The sequence below is a fragment of the Streptomyces atroolivaceus genome (assembly GCF_000717025.1).
In the GTDB taxonomy this organism is placed as follows: Bacteria; Actinomycetota; Actinomycetes; order Streptomycetales; family Streptomycetaceae; genus Streptomyces; species Streptomyces atroolivaceus.
The window spans coordinates 209,956-235,329 of the sequence record NZ_JNXG01000003.1 but is presented as its reverse complement, the minus strand read 5'-3'; the positions used below and the strand labels follow the sequence as shown (position 1 = coordinate 235,329).

Below are 25,374 nucleotides of genomic sequence, written 5' to 3'. Positions count from 1 at the left end.
AGTATTCCCCTTATGGCCCCATATCGTCGCCCGCAACGGGTGTGACCAGCGGTTTCTCCCACGGCGCGGAGGCCCTGTTGACGGGCGGGTGCCCCGGTGCGAGCGTGGTCATTCCTGATGACCACTCCCGTGATCCTCGTCCTGGACACCGACCCGTCACCGCGCCTGGGCCGGCTGACCGGCCGGGCCGTCGTCCGGTACGCCGACGAGCGGACGCTGGCCGGGCAGCTGGCCGACGCGGACGTGCTGCTGGTCTGGGACTTCACCTCCGACGCCGTCCGCGAGGCGTGGCCCGGCGACGGGCCCCGCCCCCGCTGGGTGCACACGGCGAGCGCCGGGGTGGACCGGCTGCTCTGCCCCGAGCTGGCCGCCTCCCCCACCGTCGTCACCAACGCCCGCGGCGTCTTCGAGCTGCCGATCGCCGAGTACGTCGCGGGGCTGGTGCTCGCCTTCGCGAAGGACCTCCCCCGCACGCTGGAGCTCCAGCGGCAGCGACGGTGGCGCCACCGGGAGACGCGGGGGCTCGCCGGCAGCCGCGCGGTGGTCGTCGGCGCGGGTCCCGTGGGCCGGGAGATCATGCGGCTGCTGCACGGCCTCGGCGTCCAGGTCGCGCTCGTGGGGCGTACGGCGCGGCGCACGATCCACGGCATCGAGGACCTGGACCGGCTGGCGGCCGGTGCCGACTGGGTGGTCTGCGCGGCACCGCTGACGGAAGAGACGCGCGGGATGTTCGACGCCCGCTTCTTCGGGCTGCTCCAGCCCTCCGCCCACTTCATCAACGTGGGGCGCGGTCCGCTGACCGTCGAGGAGGACCTCGCGGACGCGCTGCGGAGGCGCTGGATCGCGGGTGCGGCGCTCGACGTGTTCCAGGAGGAACCGCTCGGTCCGTCCAGCCCGCTGTGGGACGTGCCCGGCCTGCTGGTCTCCCCGCACATGAGCGGGGACACGGCCGGCTGGCGGGACCGGCTGGGCGAGCAGTTCGTTTCGATGTACGAGCGGTGGGCCGCCGGAGAACCCCTCCCCGACGCGGTGGACATGGCCCGCGGTTACCCGCCCTCTCCGGACGTCCCGTCCTGACGCTGCGGCGTGACGAGCAGTCATGAACCGGCGCGCGGCGGGGAACACGCCCCGCACACCTCTCGTCGCCCTCCGCCCATGACGAGACACGGGAAGGTCACCCTCCGGCCACTGTTCGGTTACATGGCAGCGCTTGCTGCATAGGTGCCCCGGATCGGGCAGGTGCTCACCCTGTCCGGACCGTTCGACACCCCGATTTCTCCAGGAGATTGCGAACATGGCTGACTTCCCTCACCTGTCCCGTCGGGGCTTCCTCAATCGCACGGCCGCGGTGGGAGGTCTGCTCGTCGTCCCCGGTCTGCTCTCCGCGTGCAGCAAGACCGACGCCGGCGCCGCGGACGGTGAGGGTGCGCTCGACAAGCTCCGCAAGCAGGGCTTCGTCAGGGTCGCGTACGCCAACGAGGCCCCCTACGGCTACATGGAGGGCAAGGAGCTCAAGGGCGAGGCCCCCACCCTGCACCGGGAGATATTCAAGGCACTGGGTGTCGACGAGCTGAAGCCCACCCTCTCGGAGTGGGACGGTCTCATCCCCGGCCTGCAGGCGGGCAAGTACGACGTGGTCAGCGCGGGCATGGCCATCACCCCCGAGCGCTGCGCCAACGCCCTCTTCTCCGAACCGGAGTTCATCTCCCCCACCGCCCTGATGGTGAAGAAGGGCAACCCGAAGAAGCTCACCGACCTGGCGTCCGCGAAGGCCGCCGGCGTCACCATCGGCGTGATGTCCGGTGCGGTCGAGGGCTCGTACGCCGAAGGCGCGGGCATCGCGGAGGGAAAGATCAAGACGCTGCAGAAGCCGCAGGACGGTGCGGACGCCGTCAAGGGCGGCCGGATCGACGCCTTCCTGCTCACCGGCATCTCACTGCGCTGGCTCGCGAAGACGAACCCGGACACCGAGGTCACCGAGGCCTTCGTCCCCGAGCTGGACGGGAAGAAGCAGTTCTCCCCGGGCGGCGCGGTGTTCCGTCAGGGCAACGAGGATCTGCGGGACTCCTTCAACCGCGAGCTCAAGAAGATCGTCTCGGACAGGTCCCGTTACGTGGAACTGCTGAAGGAGTACGGATTCGGCGCCACGGAGATTCCGCCGGCCACGCTCAAGACGGCCGGCCTGTGCAAGGGCTGACGAGGGCGGAGCACACCGTATGAGTGACTTCTTCTCCACCCTCCTCGACGAGTTCCCGCAGGTCAGATCCGGCCTGTGGGTGACCGTCCAGGCCACCGTCCTGGGCTCCTTGCTCGCCCTGCTCCTGTCGTTCGCCCTCGGCCTGGCGGCCGGCAGCAGACTGCTCCTGGTGCGCGGGGTCTCCCGGACCGTCGTCGAGTTCTTCCGCGGCACCTCGCTCTACATCCAGCTGTTCTGGCTCTACTACGCGATGCCGCAGCTGACGGGCTACGAGCTGACGCCGATCCTCTGCGGCGTCGTCGCCTTCGGCCTGAACTACGGGGCCTACGGCTCCGAGGTCGTGCGGGGCGCGATCAACTCCGTTCCCCGCGCCCAGTACGAGGCGGCGGTGGCGCTGAACATGACGCCCTTCCACCGGATGCGGAAGGTGATCCTGCCGCAGGCCTGGGTCCAGATGATCCCGTCCTTCACCAACCTGCTGATCCAGCTGCTGAAGTGCACGCCGCTGCTGTGGCTCCTCTCCGCGGCCGACCTGATGACCGTGATCCAGACGATCCGTGACCGCACGGGTGAGAGCCTCACCGCCTATCTGACGCTGCTGGCCGTCTACTTCGTCCTCGCCTACGCGCTGACCCTGCTGATGAACCTGCTGGAGCGGACCGCCAAGCGGCGGCTCGGCCTGCACACCGGCGGGAAGAGCCTGCTGAAGACGCGCAGCGCGGAGCCCGCCCCGACGGCCGGAGGTGCCCGGTGACCACGTTCGACTGGGACGCCGTCGGGGAAGCGCTTCCCCTGCTGCTCGAAGGATTCCGGGTCACGCTGCTCGCGACCGTGCTCGGCACGCTCGTGGCCGCGGTGCTCGGCCTGGCGATCGCCGTGGCCGGGCGGGCACCGTCCCGCTTCGTGACCGTGCCCGTGAAGGCGGTGATGGAGTTCATCCGCTCCACCCCGCTGCTGGTCCAGCTCGTCGGCGCGGCGGCCGTCTTCACCTCGGTGGAACCCCTGACCATCGGCATCGTCGTGCTGGGCGTCCACTACGCCACGTACACCTCCGAGGTGTACCGGGCCGGGATCGACGGCGTGCCCAAGGGGCAGTGGGAGGCCTGCCGGGCCCTCTCGATGTCCCCGCGGCGCACCTGGCAGGCGGTGATCCTGCCGCAGGCCGTGCGCAACGTGCTGCCCGCCCTCGGCAACTACGCCATCTCGATGTTCAAGGAGACCCCGTTCCTCGCCGTGATCACCGTGCAGGAAATGGTCTTCGAGGCCCGGAAGTACGGAGCCGACCACTTCGCGTACACCGAGGCATTCACGCTCGCGGGCCTGGTCTTCCTGGTCGCGAGCTACCCCACCTCGCTGCTGATGAGAAAGCTGGAGAAGCGCCTTGGCCACTGACTCTGCCCCCCTGAAGGAGCCCGCGGACCGGGCTCCGGTCACCGGGACGACCGGCGTGGAGCCGCTGGTCCGCTTCGACAAGGTCGTCAAGCGCTACGGCGACCACGTGGTCCTGGACGAGCTGGACTTCACCGTGCGGCGCGGCGAGCACGTCACGCTGATCGGTCCGAGCGGCTCGGGCAAGACCACCATCCTGCGGCTGCTGATGACGCTCGAGAAGGTCAGCGACGGCGTGATCTGGGTGGACGGCTCACCGCTGTCCCATGTGCGCGGGCCGGACGGCTCGTTGCGGCCCGCGGGCGAGAAGCAGTTGCGGGAGTCCCGGAAGAAGATCGGGATGGTCTTCCAGCAGTTCAACCTCTTCCCGAACATGAGGGTGCTCCAGAACATCACCGAGGCCCCGGTCAACGTCCTGGGCATGGACCGTGAACTGGCGGAGGGCAGGGCCCGTGAGCTGCTCGACCTGGTCGGGCTCTCCGGGAAGACCGACGCCCACCCCTCCCAGCTCTCCGGCGGTCAGCAGCAGCGCGTGGCCATCGCCCGCGCGCTGGCGATGGAGCCGGAGATCCTGCTCCTCGACGAGGTGACGTCGGCGCTGGACCCCGAGCTCGTGGCGGGGGTGCTCGAGCTGCTGGGTGACATCGCCAGAACCACCGACATCACGATGCTCTGCGTGACCCACGAGATGAACTTCGCCCGGGACGTGTCGGAAAAAGTCCTGATGTTCGACGCGGGGCGGGTCGTCGAGTCCGGAACCCCGGAAAAAATATTCACCGACCCCGAACACGAACGTACGCGCGAGTTCCTCAACGCGGTGCTGTGACCATGACTTTGGCATAACGCCCGTGCCCCTGGCATATGCCAGGCGGGTGCGCCCCAGCTGACGGAGCCGGGGCGCACCGTCAACTCCCCGACAGCCCCTGTCATTCAGCCACTTGGCGACTATCGTGGGTCGTGAGCTTGCGGTCACAACCTGGTAGAAGCCCTGAGGGGGAGCCGTGGCGTTGAAGCCCGAGCCGAAGGCGCCGTTCCATTCGGTGCAGTACGCCCTGCGTGTTCTCGAGTCCGTGTCCACCCACGGCAACGGAGTGACCGAGGCGCAGATCTCCCGGGAGACGGGCCTGCCCACCGGGCACCTCACGCCGCTCCTGCTGACGCTGCGCCGCGAGGGCTATGTCGAGCAGATCACCGACGGGGCGTACGTCATCGGCGCCTCGCTCCTCGAGCTCGGTTCCGGGGCCGCGCGCAGGCGGGCCGTGGAGGCGAAGCTCCAGCAGACCCTGGTGCAGCTGCGGGACTCGGTCGGTGCGGCGGTCTACGTCAGCCGCTACGTCGACGGGGAGATCCGCGTCACACAGATGGCCGACGGACCCCGCACACCCGCGGTCAACGAGTGGGTGGACTTCCGCTCGGCGGCGCACGCCAGCGCGATCGGCAAGTGCCTGCTGACGCAGCTCGACCAGAACGGCCGGCGCGATCACCTCTCCCGGCACCGGATCGCCCGGCTGACCTCGCGGACGATCACGAGCGAGAAGGTGCTCTTCTCGAAGCTGGACAGCCAGCCGGCCACGGTGCCGGTGCTCGACCTCCAGGAGTACGCCGTGGGTACGGTCTGCGCGGCCGTTCCGCTCACGGCGGGTTCGTCCGCCGGATGCCTGGCCCTGTCCCTGCCGATCGAGCACGCGCACCGTCTCCGGGCCGCGGCCGCCACGCTGAACCGGCGCGCGGCACCGGTCCTGCTGTCGCTGGCCCTCTGAGCCGCGCCCCATAGAGCCCGTACCGCGCCACACGCCACCCACGGGGTGGCGACGCGGACGCCTCGCTCGGTATACATGAGCGGTGCGGGCCCGCAGGTCAGGGGCGGGTCCGCACGTTCCGGAGGGCGCTCTCGGCCCTCCCGTGGGCACGTGTCATCAGCACCCCTGGGGACCAGGTATTATTTTTCTCGTCAACAGGCGCCGTTAGCTCAGTTGGTTAGAGCAGCTGACTCTTAATCAGCGGGTCCGGGGTTCGAGTCCCTGACGGCGCACGGACACCACAGTGGGCGGTCTCCCTCCGAGGAGACCGCCCACTGTGCGTTGTGCCGCGCCTGATCAGAACTGCACGTCGGAGCACGCGTAGAACGCGTTGGTGGTGTCGGCGACGTTCCACACCGCCAGGATGATGTGCTTGCCCGACTTCTGGGTGGGCATCGAGCCCTGGTGGGTCAGAGTCGCCGGGGGCTGCTGGTTCCCGTACGGCACCGTCATGAAGGGCTGCGATTCCAGTGCGGCCCTGGTGAGCGGCTTGGTGGAGTCCCAGCCGTTCTTGGTGATGTAGTAGCGGAAGTCGCTCGTGGAGTGCCGGGCAGTGAACTGCCAGCGGAAGCTGTAGCCCTGTCCCGCGGTGACCTTGGTGGCGGGCCAGTTGCCCCCGCGCGGGTCGTCGAGCTGGGCGAAGGTGCCGTTCCCGCCGGAGCAGATCTTGCCGTCCGCCGGTCCTGCCGCCGGGAAGCCCTTGGGCCCCTCGACGCTCTGCGGCTCCCACTGGATGTTGCCGCAGCCGGTGACCGTGCCGTTGGCACAGAGCTTCTGCCGGCTGATGGGGGAGTCCGTGTAGCCGTGGCTGCTGGCACTGCCGGTCGCGAACATGGAGACGCCCGCTATCGCCAGGCCGATGACGGCCGCGCTTGCCCTTTTCCGCATGCTGTGTCGCTCCTCGAGAACGTGGGGGAGGTTCTGGGGATGATCTGAGCTGTACTGCGCGCATCGCTCGTGCGGTCTAGACCAAGTCCAGATTATTGACGCGGCATGAACATGTCCAGACCAATGTGGATCGGGTTTCAGCGCACGCCCCCGTGCAAGCGGAGGCGGTCAGGCCCCTTCCCGACCGCCGCGTCCGGTGTAGAACGCCACCGTCAGGTCCCTGACCAGGGCCTTGTGTTCGTAGTCGTCGAGCTCGACGATGCCGCGCGCGGTCAGCCGGCCCACCGTGTCGTCCACCGCGTCGACCACGGAGGTCAGCACCTCGTCCCGGTGCTTGGCGTCGATGGCCGCCACCCGGCACCGCTGCATCGCGGCGGCTACCTCGGGGGCGTACTCGATCCCGGTCGGCTGCGCCGAGTACACCTCGATGCCCACGGACACGCAGTCCGCCCTCACCATGCGGGTCAGCGCGTCGCCCACCGCCTCCGCGTCGCGGAGGGTGCGGGTGTCCTCGTGGAAGGCGTCGGCGGGCAGCTGCGACAGCACCCTGGCCAGCGCCGCCTCCACCTGGTCGCGCAGATAGCTCTCGTGGTCCGCCACACCGAGCGCGGCCCGCGCGGTGTCCTTCACCCGCCAGACCACGAGGACGACGGCCCGCAGCGCCGTGCCGCTCGCGTCCACGGCGGGCATCGGCTCACTGCGCCAGTGCCGCAGGCGTACGTCGACCCGGCGGCGCCGCAGGAGCGGCGAGATCCAGAGGAGGCCGGTGCGCCGGACGCTGCCGCGGTAGTCACCGAAGAGCGTCAGCACGGAGGCGTGTCCGGCCCTGCCCCGCCCGAGGCCGTGGAGCGCGAACAGCACCACGGCCGCCAGCAGTGCGAGCAGGGCCCAGGCCCCGGCACCGACGCCGTCGTACGGGCGCGCCGCGAGTCCGATCCGGCCCGTCACGGCGGCGGGCAGGGCGCCCTGCCACCACAGCACGGCCACTCCGGCAGCCGTCCCCGCCGCCGCGGTGAACAGCGCGGCCCAGCCCGGCAGTGCGGGGCCCGGCCGCTCCAGGAGCCGGGGGTCGGCGAAGGGAGCGGGCCGGCCGGACCGCTGCCCCTGGGGGGAGCGCGGCTGCGGCGGACGGCGGTCACCGTGCCGCCGTGCGACCCCCGCCCCCGCGGGGGTGGTGCCCGTGCCGTCGCCGGTGCCGACGGGCCTGCTGCCGTCGCCGTCCTCGCGGAAGAGCAGGGGGACGGGAGCGGTGGACTCCGCGGAGATGACGGGCCGCCGGCGCCCGGCACCCCACCAGTCGGCCGGGTCAGCGGCGCCGACGGCGAGGGTCACCGGGGCGTGCTGCTTGTCGTCGGGGGTGTCGGGCACCCGGGTTCCGCCGGACACGGGCTCCCGGAGATCCGGCGCCGCGCCCTCCGGCCCGCGCCCCCGTTCCGCGGCGGCGGGCCCCGCCTCCTCCTCGACGCCGGAGACCGCATCCGGCGCGGGTGCCGGGGCCGGCAGCAGACCTGGCACCGGCTCCAGGGCCTGTGCCGGCGACGACGGGGTGTGCGCCGGCTCCGGACACGGGCCGGGATCCGGGGCCGCCGGCACGACCGCGCAGTCCACCGGCGCCACCCCGCCTGCCCCGGCCACGGCGTCCAGGGCAGGTTCCGGATCCGCGGGGACGTGCTCGTCCTCCACCCCCGCGGACGCGCGCACCGCCGAGGACGCCCGCACCACGGAGGCCTCGTGCGGGGACTCCCGCACCGCCGCGGGCGTGTGCGGCGCCGGAGGCGCGGACACCACCGCGGGCACGTCTGCCGGAGGAGGCACGTGCGTGACGGCGGACGCGCCGTCCCCCGCGGCCCCGGCAGGCTCCCTCACCCGCTCCGGGGCCGGATCCGGCTCCCTGCCGGGCCCCGGCAACCCGGCCCCGCCCGCCTCCGTCACCGGCGGCACCTCTCCCGGTGCCTCTCCCGGCACGTCCCCGAGGCCGGGCCCCGGAACGACGACCCGCACGTGCCGCTCGCCCAGCTCGTCCCATTCGCCCCGTACGTTCTCGATGGATCGCATTGCCGCCTCCTTCATGTCCGTTCCGTCACTTCAGCCGTCACGCGAAGAGCCGCCGCCAGGTCTCCGGCCCCGGGTATCCGTCGGCCGCGCTCCCGCTCCAGCCCTGGGCGCGCTGGAACGCCTCGATGTTGCGGCGGTCCGCCTCCGTCCAGCGCGGGCCGGGACCCGTCACGTAGTGCGCGCCGTATCCCTTGCTCACCAGCCGGTCGCCGAGCCGTTCGATGCGGCTGTCGGCCTGCCCCGGCCGGAAGAGGCTCCGCCCCGGGTACGCCACGGTCCCGCCCGGGGTGCCACCGGAGCCGGCGGCGGGGATCCCGTGCCCGGTGCCCTTGACCAGCAGGCTCCAGGTGACGGGGCCGGGGACGCCGTCCGCGTCCTTGCCCTTCCACCCCTGCGCCTGCTGGAACGCCTGCGTCGCCCGCCTGTCCGCATCACTCCAGCGCGGTCCCGCACCCTCCTGGTAGAAGCGCTTGCCGCCCTGCGCGATGAGCAGTTGCCCGAGCCGGGTCACGTACGCGTTGTCCGCACCCGGACCGAACTCCCCGGCCCCGGGGAACGCGGTGTCCGCGCCGCTGCCGCCCCCGCTCGTGCCCGCGCCGGTGACGACGCCCTTGTAGCGGTAGGCGACGTACTTCGAGGAGTTGCTCCAGTACGCCATCGGCGTCGTCGCCTTCCTCGCGCTCGGGCGGGTCAGCTCGTACGCGAGGTAGTGGCTGTGCGTGGAGTCGGTCCAGCCGCCGAAGACCGTGACGTGCGAACCCACCGCGGGGTCGGCCAGGTTGTGGAAGAGAAGGATGTCGCCGGGCTGGAGGTCGGCCCGGGCGATCTCCGTCCCGAAGGCGGCGAGGCTGCCGGTCCACTCGTTGGTGCCGAGGTCCCACGCCATCGACACGAAGCCCGAGCAGTCCTGCCGGTAGCCGTCCGACCAGTACGCCGTCATGTCGTACGGGACCTTCGCCGTCACCCACGCCTGGGCGCGGCTGACGATCTCGGCCCGGGTCGTCGTGCGCGACGCCGTGTCGCGGCCCGGCGCCGGCCCCGGGTCTCCGGCACCGTTCAGGGGCCCCACCGGGCCCTGCGGGGTGACCGGCTGCGGATCCACCACCGCGCGCGCACGGGTGTCACCTCCGGCGGCGGTGGCGCCGGCCTGGCCCGCCCCGCAGGACAGGACGACCCCCGCCGCGGTGACCAGCACCAGCGCACGCCGTGCACCGTGCCCGCCGGGGCGCCCGCCGTGGCGCACGGGCAGCGTGGCGACCGTACGACGACGTCGGGCGCAGCCCGGACAGCCGCAGTCGGCAGTGGGTGCGTACTCCTCGAAGACCGGCACAGTCATGCGACTCCTCTTCCCTCGGAAGCCGTCCATATCTTCCGTATCCAAACTTTCCCGGCAGAGCCCATGGTGACGGACTAAAGGGAAAAAACGACCATCCGACAGGCCGGGCGGGCGGGGGATTGGTCAGGAGCACTCCCCCACATCGGGTAAAGTTCTCCAGGTCAGCAGGCGCCGTTAGCTCAGTTGGTTAGAGCAGCTGACTCTTAATCAGCGGGTCCGGGGTTCGAGTCCCTGACGGCGCACGCAACAGCGAGGCCCCCTCACCGAGTGTGAGGGGGCCTCGCTCATGTCCGTCCCGGCGCGGAAGTACCCCCGGGCGCCTTTCGTCACCCCTGTGCGCCTCCTTCACGGTATTCCCGCAAATCGCACGTATGACGGGTAAACAGCCTGTTTCGCCCTTGCGTTCACGCCGCGATTCGGACAACCTGACCTGGTGTCGTCCGAGGGATCCGAGGATCCCCGGGCCGGGGGGACAGGGATCGGCTTTCTCGCGGGGTGGGGACCCCGCTCACGTACGCACAGGTGAACATCACGCAGAGTTCCTGCGTGCGGGGGGATGACCATGACGTCGACGCCGCCAGGCGACCGGCAGCACAGCGATGACCCCTCCCGGACGGTCCAGCTGCGACTGCCTCCGCAACTGAGGAGCGGGAGGGCGGGACGGCAGCCGCAGAAGCCACTGCCCCGCTACGACTACGAGCACTACAGCCGGCTCGCCGGGCCTCTGACCCAGCCCGACCCCGGCCGGCCGTACCGTGTCCGCTACCGCTCGCTCCTCTCGCAGGAGACGCACCGGATACGCGCGGCCCTCCTGCTCGGCGCGGCGCCGCTCGTCTCGCTGGGCCTCTTCGCGTGGCTCATGCAGCCGTCGCACTGGACGGAGCGCGACCCGAACCTCGAGAACGACACGCTGCTGATCCTCGACATCGTGATGCTCGTGTCGATCGGCCTCATCGAGCTCTTCCGCACGATGAACGTCCTGTCCAACGCGCACGCCACGCTGGTGGCCCGCGACCCGGTCCCCGTCATCCCGGAGAGCGGCACGAGGGTCGCCTTCCTCACCTCCTTCGTCCCGGGCAAGGAACCCCTGGAGATGGTGACGAAGACGCTGGAGGCCGCGGTGCGGATCCGGCACCGCGGGCTGATGCACGTCTGGCTCCTCGACGAGGGCGACGACCCCGCCGTGAGGGAGGTCTGCGCCCGGCTCGGCGTGCACCACTTCTCCCGCAAGGGCGTCGCCCACTGGAACCAGGCCAAGGGTCCGCACCGGGCGAAGACGAAGCACGGCAACTACAACGCCTGGCTCGACGCCCACGGTGACGCGTACGACTTCTTCGCCTCGGTCGACACCGATCACGTCCCGCTGCCCAACTACCTGGAGCGGATGCTCGGTTACTTCCGTGACCCGGACATCGGCTTCGTCATCGGCCCGCAGGTCTACGGCAACTACGACACCTTCGTCACGAAGGCCGCCGAGTCCCAGCAGTTCCTCTTCCACGCCCTGATCCAGCGTGCGGGCAACCGCTACGGCTCCCCGATGTTCGTCGGCACGAGCAACGCCGTACGGATCTCGGCGCTCAAGCAGATCGGCGGCCTCTACGACTCGATCACCGAGGACATGGCCACCGGCTTCGAGATCCACCGCCACCGCAACCCGCTGACCGGCAGGAAGTGGCGCTCGGTCTACACCCCCGACGTCCTGGCCGTCGGCGAGGGACCGACCGCGTGGACCGACTTCTTCACCCAGCAGCTGCGCTGGTCCCGGGGCACGTACGAGACGATCCTCAAGCAGTACTGGAAGGGCTGGTTCTCGCTCCCGGCGGGCAAGCTCTTCAACTACACGATGATGATCATCTTCTATCCGATGTCGGCCATGAACTGGATCCTCGCCGCCCTGAGCTGCGCCCTGTTCCTCGGCATGGGAGCCTCCGGTGTCCAGATCGACCCGGTGATCTGGATGATGCTGTACGGCAACGCCTCGGCGCTCCAGATCGGCCTGTACGTCTGGAACCGCCGCCACAACGTCTCGCCGCACGAGCCCGAGGGCTCCGGCGGTCTCGCCGGCATGGTGATGTCCGCGCTCTCCGCGCCGATCTACGCCCGCTCCCTGATGGACGCGGTGCTGCGCCGCAAGAGCTCGTTCGTGGTGACGCCCAAGGGTGACTCGTCCAGCCCGGACACCCTCTTCGGCACCTTCCGCATCCACCTCTTCTTCATCCTGGTCTTCGGCGGTTCGATCGCCGCGTCCCTCGTCCTCGGACACAGCCACCCGGCGATGCTCACCTGGGCCTGCCTGGCACTGCTGATCACCGCCGCGCCGCTCTTCGGCTGGCGGTACACGGTCCGCGCCGAGCGGAAGAAGCGCCGCCGGCGACGAGCGTCCGCACCGGCGCCCGCACCCGGGACCGTGCCGCAGCCCGAACCCTCGTGGGCGGGAAACGAAGACACCATGCAGATCGCCCTGGGGAGCCGTAACAGATGAAGTACCGTCCGAGCCGCCGTACCCGCCGCCTGGCGATCGGTACGGCGGTGGTTCTGGCGCTCGCGGGGGCGAACGGGCCGTGGCTGTACCGCTTCAGCACCGAGCGCTACCACGAATACGCCATCAACCAGCCGGATTACAAGGCGGAGAACGGCCACTGGGACTTCCTCGACGTCCCCGCCGAGTTCCGCATCAACACGATCCACGCCGCACTGCTGCACACCGGCAAGGTGCTGCTCGTCGCCGGCTCCGGCAACGACCAGAAGAACTTCGACGCGAAGAGCTTCCGCTCGGTGCTGTGGGACCCGGAGGAGAACACCTGGAAGAACATCCCGACGCCCGAGGACATGTTCTGCGCCGGGCACACCCAGCTCCCCGACGGGAAGCTCCTCATAGCCGGCGGCACGAAACGGTACGAGAAGCTCGAAGGCGACGTCACCAAGGCCGGCGGCCTGATGATCGTCCACAACGAGAACCCGGACAAGCCGGTCACCGTCCCCGCGGGCACCCGCTTCACCGGCAAGGACAACGGAAAGACGTTCGTCTCCAAGGACCCGGTGCTGGTCGAGAAGGCGACCAAGGTCTTCGACAAGGAGACCGGCGCGTATCTGCGGAACGAACCGGGGCTCGGCCGGATCTACGTCGAGGCGCAGAAGTCCGGGACGGAGTACGAGACGGGCACCGAGGACAACTACCGGATCTCGGGCCTCTCCGGCTCCGACACCCGCGACGTCTACGGGATCGCACAGAAGCTCGCCCTCGACAAGAAGGACTTCCAGGGCATCAAGGACGCCTACGAGTTCGACCCGGTGGCCGAGAAGTACATCAGCGTCGACCCGATGAACGAGGCGCGCTGGTACCCGACGCTCACCACCCTGGAGGACGGCAAGGTCCTCTCCCTGTCCGGCCTGGACGAGATCGGCCAGATCGTGCCCGGCAAGGACGAGATCTACGACCCCGAGACCAAGACGTGGGAGTACACCGGCGTCGTCCGGAAGTTCCCCACCTATCCCGCCGTCTTCCTCATGAACAACGGCAAGCTCTTCTACTCCGGCTCCAACTCCGGTTACGGCCCCGCCGACGTGGGCCGCGACCCGGGCGTCTGGGACCTGGAGTCCAACACCTTCGAGAAGATCCCCGGGCTCAGCGACCCGGACAAGATGGAGACCTCGGCGACCGTGCGGCTGGCCCCCGCCCAGGACGAGAAGTACATGGTGATCGGCGGGGGCGGGGTCGGTGAGTCGGAGAAGTCCAGCGAGAAGTCCCGGCTGGTCGACCTGACCGAGGAGGACCCGCGCTTCACGGACGGCGCCGGCCTCTCCGAGGGCACCCGCTATCCGAGCGCCTCCCTCCTCCCGGACGACTCCCTGCTGGTCACCGGAGGCTCCAGCGACTACCGGGGACGCGGTGGTTCGGACCTCCTTCAGGCCAGGCTGTACGACGCGAAGGCGGACGCCTACCAGCGGGTCGCGGACCCGGCGGTGGGCCGCAACTACCACTCGGGGTCCGTGCTCCTGCCCGACGGCCGGGTCATGATCTTCGGCTCCGACCCGCTGTACTCGGACAAGGCCAACACCCGGCCCGGCACGTTCGACCAGCGCATCGAGATCTACACACCGCCGTACCTGTACCGCGACGGGCGCCCGGAACTGACCGCGGGGCCGGGGCGCATCTCCCGTGGCGGGACGGGGCTGTTCACGACCCGGCACGCCTCGTCGATCACCTCGGCGAAGCTGATGCGCCCGAGCGCGGTCACACACGTCACGGACACCGACCAGCGGTCGATCGCCCTCGACCTGAAGAAGTCCGCCGACGGCATCACCGTGACCGTCCCGGAGAACCGGGCGCTGGTCCCGTCCGGCTGGTACATGCTCTTCGTCACCGACGCGGACGGCACGCCGTCCGAGGGCATGTGGGTGGAGATCCCCTGACGAGGACGCCGGCCGGGGCCGGCCCGCGCTTCACGGCGCGGGCCGGCCCCGGCGCGTACCCCGCCTACTTCGCGGCGCGGGCCAGCCCCAGCGCGTACTCCGGCCACCAGTCCCCGGCCTTCGGCCCGCCCTTGCATTCGCCGTCCGACTCGCCCGGACGCTTGATCCACAGGTAGGCGTCCACCAGTTCGTCGCCCGTCTCCGTCGTCGGAGGCTCGCCGAGCGCACGGCCCGGCGGGTTGCACCAGCTCTCCGCGGGATCGCCCCCGCCGTACGGGCCGTTGCCGTTACGACTGGTGTCGATCACGAACGGCTTGCCGCCCACCTTCGCCGACAGCCGCTTGCCGAAGTCCGTACTGTCCGCCGTCGTCCGGTAGTTCGACACGTTCACCGCGAAGCCGTCCGCCGCCGCGATCCCCGCCCGCTGGAGCGGCTCGAACAGCGCGTCGGGGGACTGCCACCCGGCGTTGCCCGCGTCCATGTACACCGCGGTGTTCGGCTGCTGCTTCAGGCGCTCGACCGCGCCCTTCAACAGGTCGTACCGCTCCTCGTGGAACTTCTGCGGTGTGCATCCGTCCACCAGGTGCAGCAGGGCGTCCGGCTCAAGGATCACCGTGGCCCTGCGGTCTCCGATGCCCTGGGCGACACCGTCGACCCACGTCCGGTACGCGTCGCCGTCCGCGGCCCCGCCCTTCGAGAACTGGCCGCAGTCACGGTGCGGGATGTTGTAGAGGACGAGCAGCGCCTCCCGGCCGGCCTTCTCGGCGGCCTCGGTGAAGCCCTGCGCCGCTTCCCGCGGGCCGTCCGGGCTGATCCACTCCCCCACGGGCTGTTCCGCGATCTTCCGGATCAGCTCGGCGTTCCCCTTCTCGCCGTCCTCCGCATAGGCGGCGACCTGCCGCGCGGCGTTCCCCTCGGGGTTGACCCAGAACGGGGCGGTGCCCTCGGGCTGCTGCCCGACCGCGGCGGGCGCGTCCTTCTCCCCGCCGCCCTTCGCCCCGCCGTCGGACGACCCGCCGTCGGACGACCCGGCGCCCTTCGCCCCGCCGTCGGACGAGCCGCCCCCGGACGAGGAACAACCGGCCAGCAGCAGAACCGCGACTGCCGCGGCTGCCGCACCCGCCCTCGGTCCGGTGTAACTGCCGTACATCCATTCCCCCTTGTACTGATGTACTGCCGGTCGCCCCATCCTGGCACAAGGGTCCGGGCCGGACTCTCCCGCCCGGATCCGGACATCCTGCGAAAACTCTCCGGAAGCCACGCGGCGTCGGCCTACAGTGTCCGTCAGTACGAACGACCCGACCTCCCGCGTCGCCCCCGGGCCACTCCCGCGGCCCGGACACCGCGGTCGAGGACCGGCCCGGCCGGCGGCCCGGAGAGGGAGCGGGCGCCGACCGGGCCAGGCTGTTCCGTGCGGGGCACCTCGGAAGCGGCTCGTCGCGGCACGCGTCCGCAGTCCTCCTACGCGCTCTTCTCCGCGCTCCCCGCGACGCCCTTCCCGGTGTGCTCCCCGGTGTCCTTCTCCGCCGTCAGATACGCGGAGACGACGACATTGGCGGTGTACGCACGGGACTTCCGGTCATAGGTACCACCACAGGTGATCAGCCGGAGCTCGGCCCGCCCGTCCTCGCGGGGCCCGTACGCCTTCTGCGCGTCGAAGCGTTCCCGGGTGAAGACCTGGACGTCGTCGATGGTGAACTCGGCGGTCCTCCCGTCGGACCGGCTCACCCGGACCTTCTCCCCCGGCCTCGCGGTGCTGAGCGCGTAGAAGACGGCGGGCTCCGCCTCGGTGTCGACGTGGCCGACGAAGAGCGCCGCACCCTCCGCGCCGGGCTCCGTACCTTCGGCGTACCAGCCGACGGCGCCGGGCGTCCCGAACGGCGGGGGCTCGATCGCACCCTCCTCGTCCAGCCCGCGCCGCACCACGGTCGCCTCGATGCCGATGGAGGGGATCTCGACCCGCTGCGGCACGGCACCGTCGAGCGGAGCGTGAGCAGGGGGGAGCGGTACGCCGAGAGGGCGGCCGACCGCGGCGACGTCACCGGTCGTCGGGGCCGAACTGCCGGCGGTGGCCGCACGGCCGAACAGCCACAGGCCCAGCAGGAGGACGGCCCACGCCACACCGGTCAGCAGGCGGCCGGTCCCGGCGGGACGGTCAGGGGCGGACATCTCAGTGCTGCGCCGGGCGGCGGCGGCGCGCGCCGCGGAACGCGACGGCGGCGACCGCGACGGCGCCCAGTCCGAGGCCGATCACCGCCTGCCGGGTGCCGGGGCCCTCGTCGGCCGCGGCCTCCTCGGCGAGCACCGCTGTACCTCCGCCGCCGGCCCGTACCGGGGCGACGGGCGAGGGGTGGCCGTGACGCACGACGGTGACCGTGCCGGTGGCCTTGCCGTGGCCGTCCTTGCAGGTCACCCAGATCTCGTAGTCGTCGGGTGCGGCGTCGGAGCGGATCCGCGCCCCGGCGACGAGCTCCTCGCCGCCGGCCCGCTCGAAGCGCGCCTCGGAAGCGAACGCCTCGGAGTTGCCCCGGGCCGACCTGCCCTTGCCGCAGGCGTCGGTCCGGAGTTCCACCTCCCCGCCCGGGGAGACGCGGGACGGGGTGACCGAGACCGTTCCCGGACGGTTCTCGCGGGAGTCATCGGCTGCGGGACCGGCCAGAGCGGCGGACGCGGGAAGGGCTATCGTCCCGGCCACCACTGCGGCACAGAACGTGATGTGCAGTGAACGCATCGTAAACCTCCTGAGGGAAGGTTCACGCGTGGGGCGGCATCCCGCATCCGCTGTAGCCCGGTCGGGTTACGGCACGGGCAGGTCGACCAGGTCGACCAGGTCCGCGATGGAGTCGACGACCGTGGAGGGCCGGAAGGGGTACCGGTCCATGTCGGTCTCCGTGGTCAGACCGGTGAGGACCAGGAAGGTCTGCATCCCCGCTTCCAGCCCGGCGAGCACGTCGGTGTCCATCCGGTCGCCGATCATGGCGGAGGTCTCGGAGTGGGCGCCGATGGCGTTGAGCCCGGTCCGCATCATCAGCGGGTTGGGCTTGCCCGCGAAGTACGGCGCCTTGCCGGTGGCCTTGGTGATCAGCGCGGCGACCGAACCGGTCGCGGGCAGCGGGCCCTCGGCGGACGGGCCGGTCTCGTCCGGGTTGGTGCAGATGAAGCGGGCGCCGCCGTTGATCAGCCGGATCGCCTTGGTGAGCGCCTCGAAGCTGTAGGTCCGGGTCTCTCCCAGGACGACGTAGTCGGGCTCGTGGTCGGTGAGGACGTAGCCGATGTCGTGCAGCGCGGTGGTGAGACCGGCCTCGCCGATGACGTACGCCGTGCCTCGCGGCCGCTGGTCGTCCAGGAACTGGGCCGTGGCCAGGGCGGAGGTCCAGATGTTCTCCACCGGCACGTCCAGCCCCATGCGCTTGAGGCGTGCGTGCAGGTCACGGGCGGTGTAGATGGAGTTGTTGGTGAGGACCAGGAACGGCAGTCCGGAATCCCTCAGCCGCTTGATGAAGGCGTCGGCCCCGGGGATCGGCGTGCCCTCGTGGATGAGGACGCCGTCCATGTCGGTCAGCCAGGATTCGATCGGCTTGCGCTCTGCCATGTGACGGGCTCCTGCCGTACGCGCTGTGCACTCGAGGTGCTGGACGCCGGCGGCACCGCGCTGTGCAGCGCCGACGCCCCGATATTAGGCCGCCCTGTCCGCCACACGGAACCGCCTGACCACGGAGAACCCGCTCCGCCGGATCAGCGGTGGCCGCCGCGCAGCCGCCTGGCGAGGATCACGGAGACGGATCCGGCGAGGACGAGCGCCCCGGACGCGAGACCGGCCCAGCGCGCGCGGGCCTGTCCGGTGCGGGCGAGTTCGGGCACGGGGGTGCCTTCCGCCTCCACAGTGGTCCCGGAGTCCTCGGGGGCGTCGAGACCGCCCTCGACGATGGCGAAGGCGTACGCGGCCGACTCGCCCACCCAGTCCCCGTCGGCTGCCTTGTCCGCCTGCTCCGCGTCGCTCCGTGCCGTGCGCCGCTGGACGATGGCGGCGTGCGCCGTGACCTTGCCCGGCCGGGTGTCCGAGGTGAACGCCATCCGCACCTCGACCGTCACGGTCTTCTTCGCGGGGACGGTGAAGCCGGGGAAGTCGTCGTCCTGCTCCCCGCCGCCGAAGACGCCGATCTGCTCGTCGCGCTCGGTGGACTCCCAGCTGACCCGGTGCTCCTCGTCGGGGTGCGCCCGCTCGGTGAACTCCAGTTGGATCTGTTCGGCCCTCAGCGCCCGGTCCTCGTCGGTGAGCACCAGGACGGGGTGGATGGAACGGCACGACTCGGAGGTGGTGTTCGTGAGGTCGAGGTACCAGGTCCCGTAGCCGCCGCCGGAGGCGTAGGTGTCGGGGCCGCCGTGGATCCGTGTCTCGATGGGGAAGTCCTCGCCCTCCGGATCACCGCAGGCGGTCAGCTCCGGGCCCGCGACGGCCACGGCCGCGACGCCGGTCGCTGCGGGGGCGGTGACCGGGATGGCGATGGCGGCCGGGACACCGAGGAGACCTGCCGGGACGACGAGTCCGGCGGCCAGTCCGAGGCGGGTGAGCGCACGGCCGTCACGCAGTCGTGCGGGGGGTCTGGTGGGCATGGGTGGCACCCTTCGCTGCTCGCGAACGGCCGGGGCGGAGGGCCACCGTCTCCGGTGGCGACGCCACCACGCGCGGCCGGACGTACGGCCATGGCGATGCGTTTCAGACGGCGACGCTGCCACGCGCGCGCGAGGGTCCGCCACCCGGGGACGGCGTACACCGCCCGTTCGGGCGGTGCGATCCGCTCGAACGGCTCCGTCCGGTGGCACGGCCCGCGCCCGGCCACGCGCGCCGCCGGCGCCCGCACGGCGTCGCGGGAGGCACGCGGGGCACGGCCCGCGCTCAGTCCCGTTCGCCGCCGTCCTCGCCGGCCCGGCCGAAGAGCGGGGCGAGGACCAGCTGGGCCGCGCCCTCCGCGACGGGGCGGTCGCCGCCGCCGGCCACGGTGACGGGCACGGCGGCGGTGACGCCCTCCCGCCGGGCGCGCTCCTCGATGACGGCGCGGACCCCGCCGACGTAGGCGGCCTCGTGGGCGGCGACGGTACGGCCGCCGAGGACGACCCGGTCGATGTCGAGCAGCCCGACGAGATTGGCGGCGCCCGCCCCGAGGACCCTGGCCGCCTCGGCGACGTCGCCCCGGGCGGCGGCTTCGAGACAGAGCGCCTCGATGCAGCCTCGCCCGCCGCAGCCGCACGGAGGGCCGTCCAGCTGGACGGTCTGGTGGCCGAACTCTCCGGCGCCCGTACGGGCTCCGCGGTGCAGGGCCCCTCCGAGGACGAGGCCGGCGCCGAGGCCGGTTCCCAGGTGGAGATAGGCGAAGTCGGCCTCGGCGCGGTCGCGCAGCGCGAGGCCGAGGGCGGCGGCGTTGGTGTCCTTGTCGACGACGACGGGCAGCCCGGTGTGCTCGGCGAGGGCGTCGCGCAGCGGGTAGCGGTCCCACTGGGGGAAGCCGGTGACCCGGTGCAGTACCCCGCTGCGGTGATCCAGCGGGCCCGGCAGGGCGGCGCCCACGCCGAAGACGTGTCGGGCTGCGGTACAAGTGGCCTGGGGGCCCTCCGCCCGTACCGTCCGCACCGCGTGGGCGGCCGTGGCGAGGACCTCGGTGGCCGGGGCGCCGAGGTCGAGCGGGAAGGTGCGGGTCGCGACGGTGGTGCCGGCGAGGTCGGCCAGGACGGCGGTGAGCTCGTCGCGGTCGAGGTGGAGCCCGACGGCGTATCCGGCGTCCGGCACCAGCCGGAGGACGGTTCGGGGCTTGCCGCCGGTGGAGGCGAGCCGGCCTGCTTCGGCGGCGAGGCCCTCCGCGCGGAGTCTGGCGGTGATCTTGCTGACGGCCTGCGGGGTGAGTCCGGTGTGCTCGGCGAGCTCCAGCCGGCTGATGCCCTGCTCACCGGCCACGCGCAGCAGGTCGAGGACGAGCGACGCGTTGTGGTGACGCAGGGCGGGCAGATTCGCCCCGCCGGTCCTGCTGTTGCTCATGTTCACCGCACCATTGTCTCCATCGCTTGCACTTTGGCAACAGCGTTGCTTAAGTGGATCGCATGACTGCCAACGCTCCTCTCCGCGTCGGGCTCGTCGGCTACGGCCTGGCGGGTTCCGTCTTCCACGCCCCGCTGGTCTCCGCGACCGAGGGCCTTGTCCTCGACACCGTCGTCACGTCGAACGAGGAGCGGCAGGCGCAGGCCCGCGCCGAGTTCCCCGGTGTGCGCCTGGTGGCCTCGCCCGACGAGCTGTGGCCGCGTGCGGGCGAGCTGGACCTGATCGTGATCGCCTCGCCGAACAGGACCCATGTCCCGCTCGCGAGGGCGGCGCTGGAGGCGGGGCTCCCGGTGGTCGTGGACAAGCCTCTCGCCGGTACGGCCGCCGAGGCCCGTGAGCTGGCGGCGCTGGCCGCGGAGCGGGGTCTGCTGCTCTCGGTCTTCCAGAACCGCCGCTGGGACAACGACTTCCTCACGCTGGCAGGGCTGATCGAGGACGGCGAGCTCGGTGAGGTGCAGCGCTTCGAGTCCCGCTTCGAGCGGTGGCGTCCGCAGCTGAAGGGCGGCTGGCGCGAGTCGGGCGACCCGGACGAGATCGGCGGGCTGCTGTACGACCTGGGCAGCCACGTCGTCGACCAGGCACTCACCCTGTTCGGGCCCGCGGTGCAGGTGTACGCGGAGTCCGACGTACGGCGCCCTGGTGCGGCGGCCGACGACGACACCTTCATCGCGGTCACGCACGCCAACGGGGTGCGTTCGCATCTGTACGCGAGCGCCACCACCGCGCAGCTCGGCCCCCGTTTCCGGGTGCTCGGCTCGAAGGCGGGCTATGTGAAGTACGGCCTGGACCCGCAGGAGGCCGCCCTGCGTGAGGGCGCGCGTCCGCTGCCCGGCGCGCCGTGGGGCGAGGAGCCGGAGGAGCTGTGGGGCCGGGTCGGGTCCGGCGAGTCCCCGCTGACCGGTGGCGGCGACCCGGTGCGCACACTGCCGGGTGACTATCCCGCGTACTACGCCGCCGTCGCCTCGGCCCTCCGCGGCAAGGGCGAGAACCCGGTGACGGCGCTGCAGGCCGCCGCCGCACTGGATGTCCTGGAAGCGGCGCGGCGCTCGGCCCGCGAGGGCGTGTCCGTGACCCTTCTTCCCCACCACGACGAGGAGCGGCACGCATGAGCAACGGTGTTCCGACCATCTCCGAGCTGATCGCACAGGAGCGGCGTCTGACGCTGCCGCGCTTCGGCTACGACGACGCGTACGCGCTGGGCGGCCTGCTGGTCGCGCTGGCCCGTGAGCGGCACGCCCCCGTCGCCATCGACATCCGGCGGGGCGGCCAGCAGCTGTTCCACGCGGCGCTGCCGGGTTCGAGCGCGGACAACGACGCCTGGATCGACCGCAAGCGCAAGGTGGTGGAGCGCTACGGGGAGAGCTCCTACCTGGTCGGTACGCGGTTCCGGGCGAAGGGCACCACGTTCGAGGAGTCCTCGCGGCTGGACCTGGACACGTACGCCGCACACGGCGGCTCGTTCCCCATCGCGGTGGAGGGTGCGGGGGTGATCGGGTCGGTCACCGTGTCCGGTCTGCCGCAGGCCGAGGACCACGCGCTGGTGGTGGAGGCCCTGGAGCAGTTCACGGCGCGCCCCCGGGACTGACGCCGTACGGTGCCGGGCCGCACCGCTCCCGGACCCCGGCAGCGGTGCGGCCGCCGGACGGTGGGCCCTGCGGGCGGTGCGGCCGCCGGGTGGTCCGGCTGCCGCACCGCGCCGGGGCGCGGAGGGCCTACGCGTCCTTGAGCTCCTGGCGCTGGCGCCCCAGGCCCTCGATCTCCAGCTCCACGACGTCACCCGCGCGGAGATACGGCTTCGGCTCGGGCCGGCCCATGGCCACGCCCGCCGGGGTGCCGGTGTTGATGACGTCGCCCGGGTAGAGCGTCATGAAGTGGCTCAGGTAGCGCACGACCTCGCCCACCGGGAAGATCTGCTCGGCCGTCGTGCCGTCCTGCTTCAGCTCCCCGTTGACCCACAGCCTCAGCGGCAGCGCCTGCGGGTCGGGCACCTCGTCGGCGGTGACGAGCCAGGGGCCCAGCGGGTTGAAGGTCTCGCAGTTCTTGCCCTTGTCCCAGGTGCCGCCGCGCTCGATCTGGAACTCCCGCTCGGAGACGTCGTGCGAGGTCGCGTACCCGGCGACGTGCCCGAGGGCCTCCTCGGCCGAGTCCAGGTAGCGGGCGGTGCGGCCGATCACGACGGCGAGCTCGACCTCCCAGTCGGTCTTCCGGCTGCCGCGTGGCACCAGCACGGTGTCCTCGGGCCCGACGACGGTGTCGGGGGCCTTGAAGAAGAGGATCGGCTCGTCCGGGATCGCCGCTCCTGTCTCGGCGGCGTGGTCGTGGTAGTTCAGCCCGATGCACACGATCTTGCCGATCCGGCCCAGGGGCGGCCCGACCCGCAGGCCGTCCGCGTCGAGCGGGGGCAGGACGTCGGGCGTCTGGGCCGCTTCCCGCAGCCGGGCCAGCGCCGAGGCGTCGGCGAGGAGCTCGCCGTCGATGTCGGTGACGAGGCCCGAAAGGTCACGCAGGGTCCCGTTACGGTCAAGCAGTGCGGGGCGTTCCGACCCCGCCGTACCCACTCGAAGAAGCTTCAACGGTCCATCTCCCCTTGGTCGAGATCGAGCCCGTCGATGGGTTGCGGCCAGCGAAAGGCTTGGCCGATCCTCCAAGACATCCGATCACTCCGCAAGACCCTGTTCACACACTGGACCGGTGCCCCCGTTCGCCGCCGCCCCGGACCGCTCAGACGGCCGGTGCGACGGCGGCCTCCGCCGCCGGGGTCTCCCGGTAGAGGTACGCGCGCTCGACGGCGGTCCAGGTGGTGCTCGTGACGATGTACAGCGCAGCCGCGAGCGGCACGAAGGCCACGGAGAAGAGGGTCAGGAAGGACATCAGCGGCATGACCTTCGTCATCGCCCCCATGCCGGGCACGGGCTGTCCGTCAGGCCCCGTGGCCGGTGTCATCGGGTTCGCGGCCATCTGCCGCTTGGTGCGGCCGTAGTTGAAGGTGGCGACGGCGATGACGACCACGGAGAGCGCGAGGTAGACGAGCCCCTGCTCACCGAAGGGACCGCCGGCGGCGAGCGCGTCGTGCCAGCGTTCGCCGAGCGGGGCGCCGAAGAGTTCGTGGCCGAGCAGCGAGTTGGGTTCGCCGCCGATCCTCTGGCTGGAGAAGAGGTGGTACAGCAGGAAGAAGGCGGGCATCTGGAGCAGGCTCGGCAGGCAGCCGGAGAGGGGTGAGACCTTCTCCTTCGCGTGGAGCTCCATGAGCGCCTTCTGCATCCGGTCGGGGTTCTTGGCGTGCTTCTTGCGCAGTTCGGCGATCTGCGGCTGGAGCTTCGTGCGGGCCTTCTGCCCGCGCGCCGCCGCCCGGGAGAGGGGGTGGACGGCGAGCCGTACGAGGGCGGTGAAGAGGATGATCGCGGCGGCGGTGGACGCGTGCTGGAAGAGCGGCTGGAGCAGGTCGGCGAACGCGCCGACCAGGCTCGCGAAGGCGGACATGAAAGCGGACATGGGTGAGCCCTCCGGGGGTCTCGTCGTGCCGGGGAGTAAGGAACTCGGCAGGACGACCCGCGCGGAAGGTCGTGGAAGGTGCGCCCTCTACGCGGCCGTCAGGAGGGCGGCCCCGGGCGCTCGGGGCCTGGTGCGTCCCCGGGCGTCGGGGTCGCGCTGCGGGAGGAACGCGGTGCGCTTCTCGCGGTCGCGGATGGCGGTGCGCACTCTCGTACGGGGTACGGGGGCGGCACAGCGGGCGCTGATGACCGAGCAGACCACGAGCGCCGAACCGGCGGCCGCGGTGGCGGCGAGCGCGAAGGCGGCGGAGAGGCTGCCGCCTTCGGCGAGGAGGACCTCGGTGAGGAAGAGGACGAGGAAGGCGGCGGGGCGGAAGAGGCGGACGACCGCACGGCGTACGCGGTTCATGTCGTCGTTCATCGGCCCTCCCCCTTCGCTTCGTACCCGTTCGTGTCCTCCAGCCGTTATACACGATCGGCCACCGGCGGCCGAAGGAGCCGGTGAAGGGGGCGGGCGGCCGACGGCCGAAGGAGCCGGCGGACGATCCCGGGAAGTGGCTGCGGAGCGGCGCTCGTGCCCACGGTGGGCGTCCTGTTCCGGAGGGAGCGCCGAGTGTTTCCCCCGCGGTCCTCCGGCCTTCACCAGCGCTCCGGTCCCGCTCTCTCTCACCTCACGCCCGTCCCGCAGTACCGTGTGGTCCATGCGCCCCGACACGCCTGCCGACCACATCGCCGAAGCCGAGCGCCTGCTGCGCACCGCGGCGCAGTACCCCGAGGACGACGAACCGCTGCTCCTCCAGGCCGCGGCCCATCTGGAGCTCGCCGGTGAGCGCGCCCGCGCGAGCACCCTCTACGACGAACTGCTCGGCTCCGCCGGGACCATCGAGCACCCGCACCTGGTCAAAGCACTCAAAGCGGCCAATCTGTGGGAGTACGGTCACGAGGCGGAGGCCCGCGCGATCATCGACGGCATCCGCGCCGCCGGCCCGCTCGAGGCGGCGCCGTGGGAGATCGCCGCGGAGACACTCGAAGCGCACGACGAGCTGGAGGCGGCCCACGACTTCTTCTCGACCGCGCTGACGCTCCTCATCGCGCCGGGTGAGGACGTCCCGTACGCCACCCAGTCGCTGCTGATCGGACGGCACCGGGTGCGCAGGCTCATGGGCGTCACGCACGACGCCTGGGACGAGCTTGCCGACGCGCTGCACACGGCCGCCGTCCCCCTCGACGAGCTCCACGACCCGAAGCGTCTGTGGGCCCTCGGCTCCTCGGACCCGGGCGAGCTGCAGGCGGAGATCACCCGGCTCCGTGCCGAACTGGGCACCTACCGCAGTGCGCTGTCCCGCCCGTTCCCCGTCGCGGTCCTGCACTGGCCCGAGGAGGAGCTGCGCGAACTCCTCACCGCCTACCCGGAGCTGGCCCAGGAGTACGTCTCGCACGCGGACCATCTGGCCCGCCTGGAGGCGGCGCTGCGGGATCTGCACGCGACGGGTACGCCCAACCTCGGCATGGTGACGGGCACCGTCCCCTCCTACGAGGCGTTCGCCGCGTCGGAGGCGGCGTCGCCGTCCGACCCCGATCTGCTCCCCCAGTACGCCACGACGCTGGCGGCCCGTGGCCGCGCCGTCCCGTGGCCCCCGGCGCGCAGTGCGGCGTGCTGGTGCGGCTCGGGGCGTTCGTACCGCGAGTGCCACGGCGCGGGCTGAGAAGGGGCC

Annotated in this window: 23 protein-coding genes and 2 tRNA genes; 13 read left to right on the top strand and 12 right to left on the bottom strand. The window is 71.6% G+C overall.

Annotation, left to right across the window (positions count from 1 at the left end; translation table 11 throughout):
* The first annotated feature begins 117 nt into the window (after nt 1–117).
* From OO67_RS10195 to OO67_RS10165, 7 genes are all read left to right on the top strand, one after another.
* Entirely contained in the window at nt 118–1,077 is a 960-nt protein-coding gene (locus OO67_RS10195) for a D-2-hydroxyacid dehydrogenase (RefSeq protein ID WP_033299074.1), read from the top strand.
* Nucleotides 1,078–1,294: 217 nt separating this feature from the next.
* A complete protein-coding gene (gene ehuB, locus OO67_RS10190) occupies nt 1,295–2,197 on the top strand; it encodes an ectoine/hydroxyectoine ABC transporter substrate-binding protein EhuB (protein WP_033299072.1) in 903 nt (300 codons plus the stop codon).
* A gap of 19 nt (nt 2,198–2,216) precedes the next feature.
* The gene (gene ehuC, locus OO67_RS10185; RefSeq protein WP_033299070.1) at nt 2,217–2,951 is read left to right on the top strand and encodes an ectoine/hydroxyectoine ABC transporter permease subunit EhuC; all 735 of its coding nucleotides are present in this window, start codon (nt 2,217–2,219) and stop codon (nt 2,949–2,951) included.
* Nucleotides 2,948–3,589, top strand: a complete 642-nt coding sequence (gene ehuD / locus OO67_RS10180) for an ectoine/hydroxyectoine ABC transporter permease subunit EhuD (protein ID WP_033299068.1) — start codon at nt 2,948–2,950, stop codon at nt 3,587–3,589. Before ehuC ends, ehuD begins: the two co-directional genes overlap by 4 nt.
* Nucleotides 3,579–4,412, top strand: coding sequence for an ectoine/hydroxyectoine ABC transporter ATP-binding protein EhuA (ehuA, locus tag OO67_RS10175; protein WP_033299066.1), 834 nt, complete (start codon nt 3,579–3,581; stop codon nt 4,410–4,412). The genes ehuD and ehuA overlap by 11 nt, the downstream gene beginning before the upstream one ends.
* A gap of 175 nt (nt 4,413–4,587) precedes the next feature.
* The gene (locus OO67_RS10170) at nt 4,588–5,346 is read left to right on the top strand and encodes an IclR family transcriptional regulator (RefSeq protein ID WP_033299065.1); all 759 of its coding nucleotides are present in this window, start codon (nt 4,588–4,590) and stop codon (nt 5,344–5,346) included.
* 198 nt (nt 5,347–5,544) lie between these two features.
* A tRNA-Lys gene (locus tag OO67_RS10165) sits at nt 5,545–5,618 on the top strand.
* A gap of 64 nt (nt 5,619–5,682) precedes the next feature.
* Here OO67_RS10165 and OO67_RS10160 read toward each other — a convergent pair.
* From OO67_RS10160 to OO67_RS10150, 3 genes are all read right to left on the bottom strand, one after another.
* Entirely contained in the window at nt 5,683–6,273 is a 591-nt protein-coding gene (locus OO67_RS10160) for a lytic polysaccharide monooxygenase auxiliary activity family 9 protein (protein ID WP_033299064.1), read from the bottom strand.
* A 168-nt stretch (nt 6,274–6,441) separates the two neighbouring features.
* Entirely contained in the window at nt 6,442–8,328 is a 1,887-nt protein-coding gene (locus tag OO67_RS10155; RefSeq protein ID WP_033299063.1) for an SPFH domain-containing protein, read from the bottom strand.
* Between the two features lie 37 nt (nt 8,329–8,365).
* Entirely contained in the window at nt 8,366–9,664 is a 1,299-nt protein-coding gene (locus OO67_RS10150; protein WP_033299062.1) for a peptidoglycan-binding protein, read from the bottom strand.
* Nucleotides 9,665–9,832: 168 nt separating this feature from the next.
* Here OO67_RS10150 and OO67_RS10145 point away from each other — a divergent pair.
* From OO67_RS10145 to glxA, 3 genes are all read left to right on the top strand, one after another.
* Nucleotides 9,833–9,906: transfer RNA gene (locus OO67_RS10145), tRNA-Lys, on the top strand.
* A gap of 320 nt (nt 9,907–10,226) precedes the next feature.
* On the top strand, nt 10,227–12,146 hold the full coding sequence (locus OO67_RS10140; protein WP_033299463.1) for a glycosyltransferase family 2 protein: 1,920 nt from the start codon (nt 10,227–10,229) through the stop codon (nt 12,144–12,146).
* On the top strand, nt 12,143–14,077 hold the full coding sequence (gene glxA / locus OO67_RS10135; protein ID WP_033299061.1) for a radical copper oxidase GlxA: 1,935 nt from the start codon (nt 12,143–12,145) through the stop codon (nt 14,075–14,077). Before OO67_RS10140 ends, glxA begins: the two co-directional genes overlap by 4 nt.
* A 64-nt stretch (nt 14,078–14,141) precedes the next feature.
* On the opposite strand, the gene OO67_RS10130 is transcribed toward glxA, so the two are convergent.
* From OO67_RS10130 to OO67_RS10105, 6 genes are all read right to left on the bottom strand, one after another.
* On the bottom strand, nt 14,142–15,227 hold the full coding sequence (locus OO67_RS10130; RefSeq protein WP_033299059.1) for a glycoside hydrolase family 6 protein: 1,086 nt from the start codon (nt 15,225–15,227) through the stop codon (nt 14,142–14,144).
* Between the two features lie 311 nt (nt 15,228–15,538).
* Nucleotides 15,539–16,246: a class F sortase gene (locus tag OO67_RS10125; protein ID WP_051709262.1), complete on the bottom strand. Its 708-nt coding sequence runs from the start codon at nt 16,244–16,246 to the stop codon at nt 15,539–15,541.
* A 1-nt stretch (nt 16,247) separates the two neighbouring features.
* Nucleotides 16,248–16,808, bottom strand: a complete 561-nt coding sequence (locus tag OO67_RS10120) for a hypothetical protein (protein ID WP_033299057.1) — start codon at nt 16,806–16,808, stop codon at nt 16,248–16,250.
* Nucleotides 16,809–16,874: 66 nt separating this feature from the next.
* Entirely contained in the window at nt 16,875–17,669 is a 795-nt protein-coding gene (locus OO67_RS10115) for an HAD-IIA family hydrolase (RefSeq protein WP_033299056.1), read from the bottom strand.
* Between the two features lie 143 nt (nt 17,670–17,812).
* Nucleotides 17,813–18,691, bottom strand: coding sequence for a hypothetical protein (locus OO67_RS10110; protein WP_033299055.1), 879 nt, complete (start codon nt 18,689–18,691; stop codon nt 17,813–17,815).
* A gap of 283 nt (nt 18,692–18,974) precedes the next feature.
* The gene (locus tag OO67_RS10105) at nt 18,975–20,108 is read right to left on the bottom strand and encodes an ROK family transcriptional regulator (protein WP_033299460.1); all 1,134 of its coding nucleotides are present in this window, start codon (nt 20,106–20,108) and stop codon (nt 18,975–18,977) included.
* A gap of 62 nt (nt 20,109–20,170) precedes the next feature.
* On the opposite strand from OO67_RS10105, the gene OO67_RS10100 reads away from it, so the two are divergent.
* Both OO67_RS10100 and OO67_RS10095 read left to right on the top strand, forming a co-directional pair.
* The gene (locus OO67_RS10100; RefSeq protein WP_033299054.1) at nt 20,171–21,277 is read left to right on the top strand and encodes a Gfo/Idh/MocA family oxidoreductase; all 1,107 of its coding nucleotides are present in this window, start codon (nt 20,171–20,173) and stop codon (nt 21,275–21,277) included.
* On the top strand, nt 21,274–21,753 hold the full coding sequence (locus OO67_RS10095; RefSeq protein ID WP_033299053.1) for a heme-degrading domain-containing protein: 480 nt from the start codon (nt 21,274–21,276) through the stop codon (nt 21,751–21,753). Before OO67_RS10100 ends, OO67_RS10095 begins: the two co-directional genes overlap by 4 nt.
* A 127-nt stretch (nt 21,754–21,880) precedes the next feature.
* Here the strand turns inward: OO67_RS10095 and OO67_RS10090 are convergent, their stop codons facing one another.
* The 3 genes from OO67_RS10090 to OO67_RS10080 all read right to left on the bottom strand — a co-directional run bounded on the left by OO67_RS10090 (nt 21,881) and on the right by OO67_RS10080 (nt 24,080).
* Nucleotides 21,881–22,741, bottom strand: coding sequence for a fumarylacetoacetate hydrolase family protein (locus OO67_RS10090; RefSeq protein ID WP_033299051.1), 861 nt, complete (start codon nt 22,739–22,741; stop codon nt 21,881–21,883).
* Nucleotides 22,742–22,889: 148 nt separating this feature from the next.
* Entirely contained in the window at nt 22,890–23,660 is a 771-nt protein-coding gene (locus OO67_RS10085) for a YidC/Oxa1 family membrane protein insertase (protein WP_033299049.1), read from the bottom strand.
* 87 nt (nt 23,661–23,747) lie between these two features.
* Nucleotides 23,748–24,080 (bottom strand): DUF6412 domain-containing protein, encoded by a 333-nt coding sequence (locus tag OO67_RS10080; RefSeq protein ID WP_033299048.1) that lies wholly within the window; start codon nt 24,078–24,080, stop codon nt 23,748–23,750.
* Nucleotides 24,081–24,360: 280 nt separating this feature from the next.
* On the opposite strand from OO67_RS10080, the gene OO67_RS10075 reads away from it, so the two are divergent.
* On the top strand, nt 24,361–25,365 hold the full coding sequence (locus tag OO67_RS10075) for an SEC-C domain-containing protein (RefSeq protein ID WP_033299047.1): 1,005 nt from the start codon (nt 24,361–24,363) through the stop codon (nt 25,363–25,365).
* The last annotated feature ends 9 nt before the right edge of the window (nt 25,366–25,374 follow it).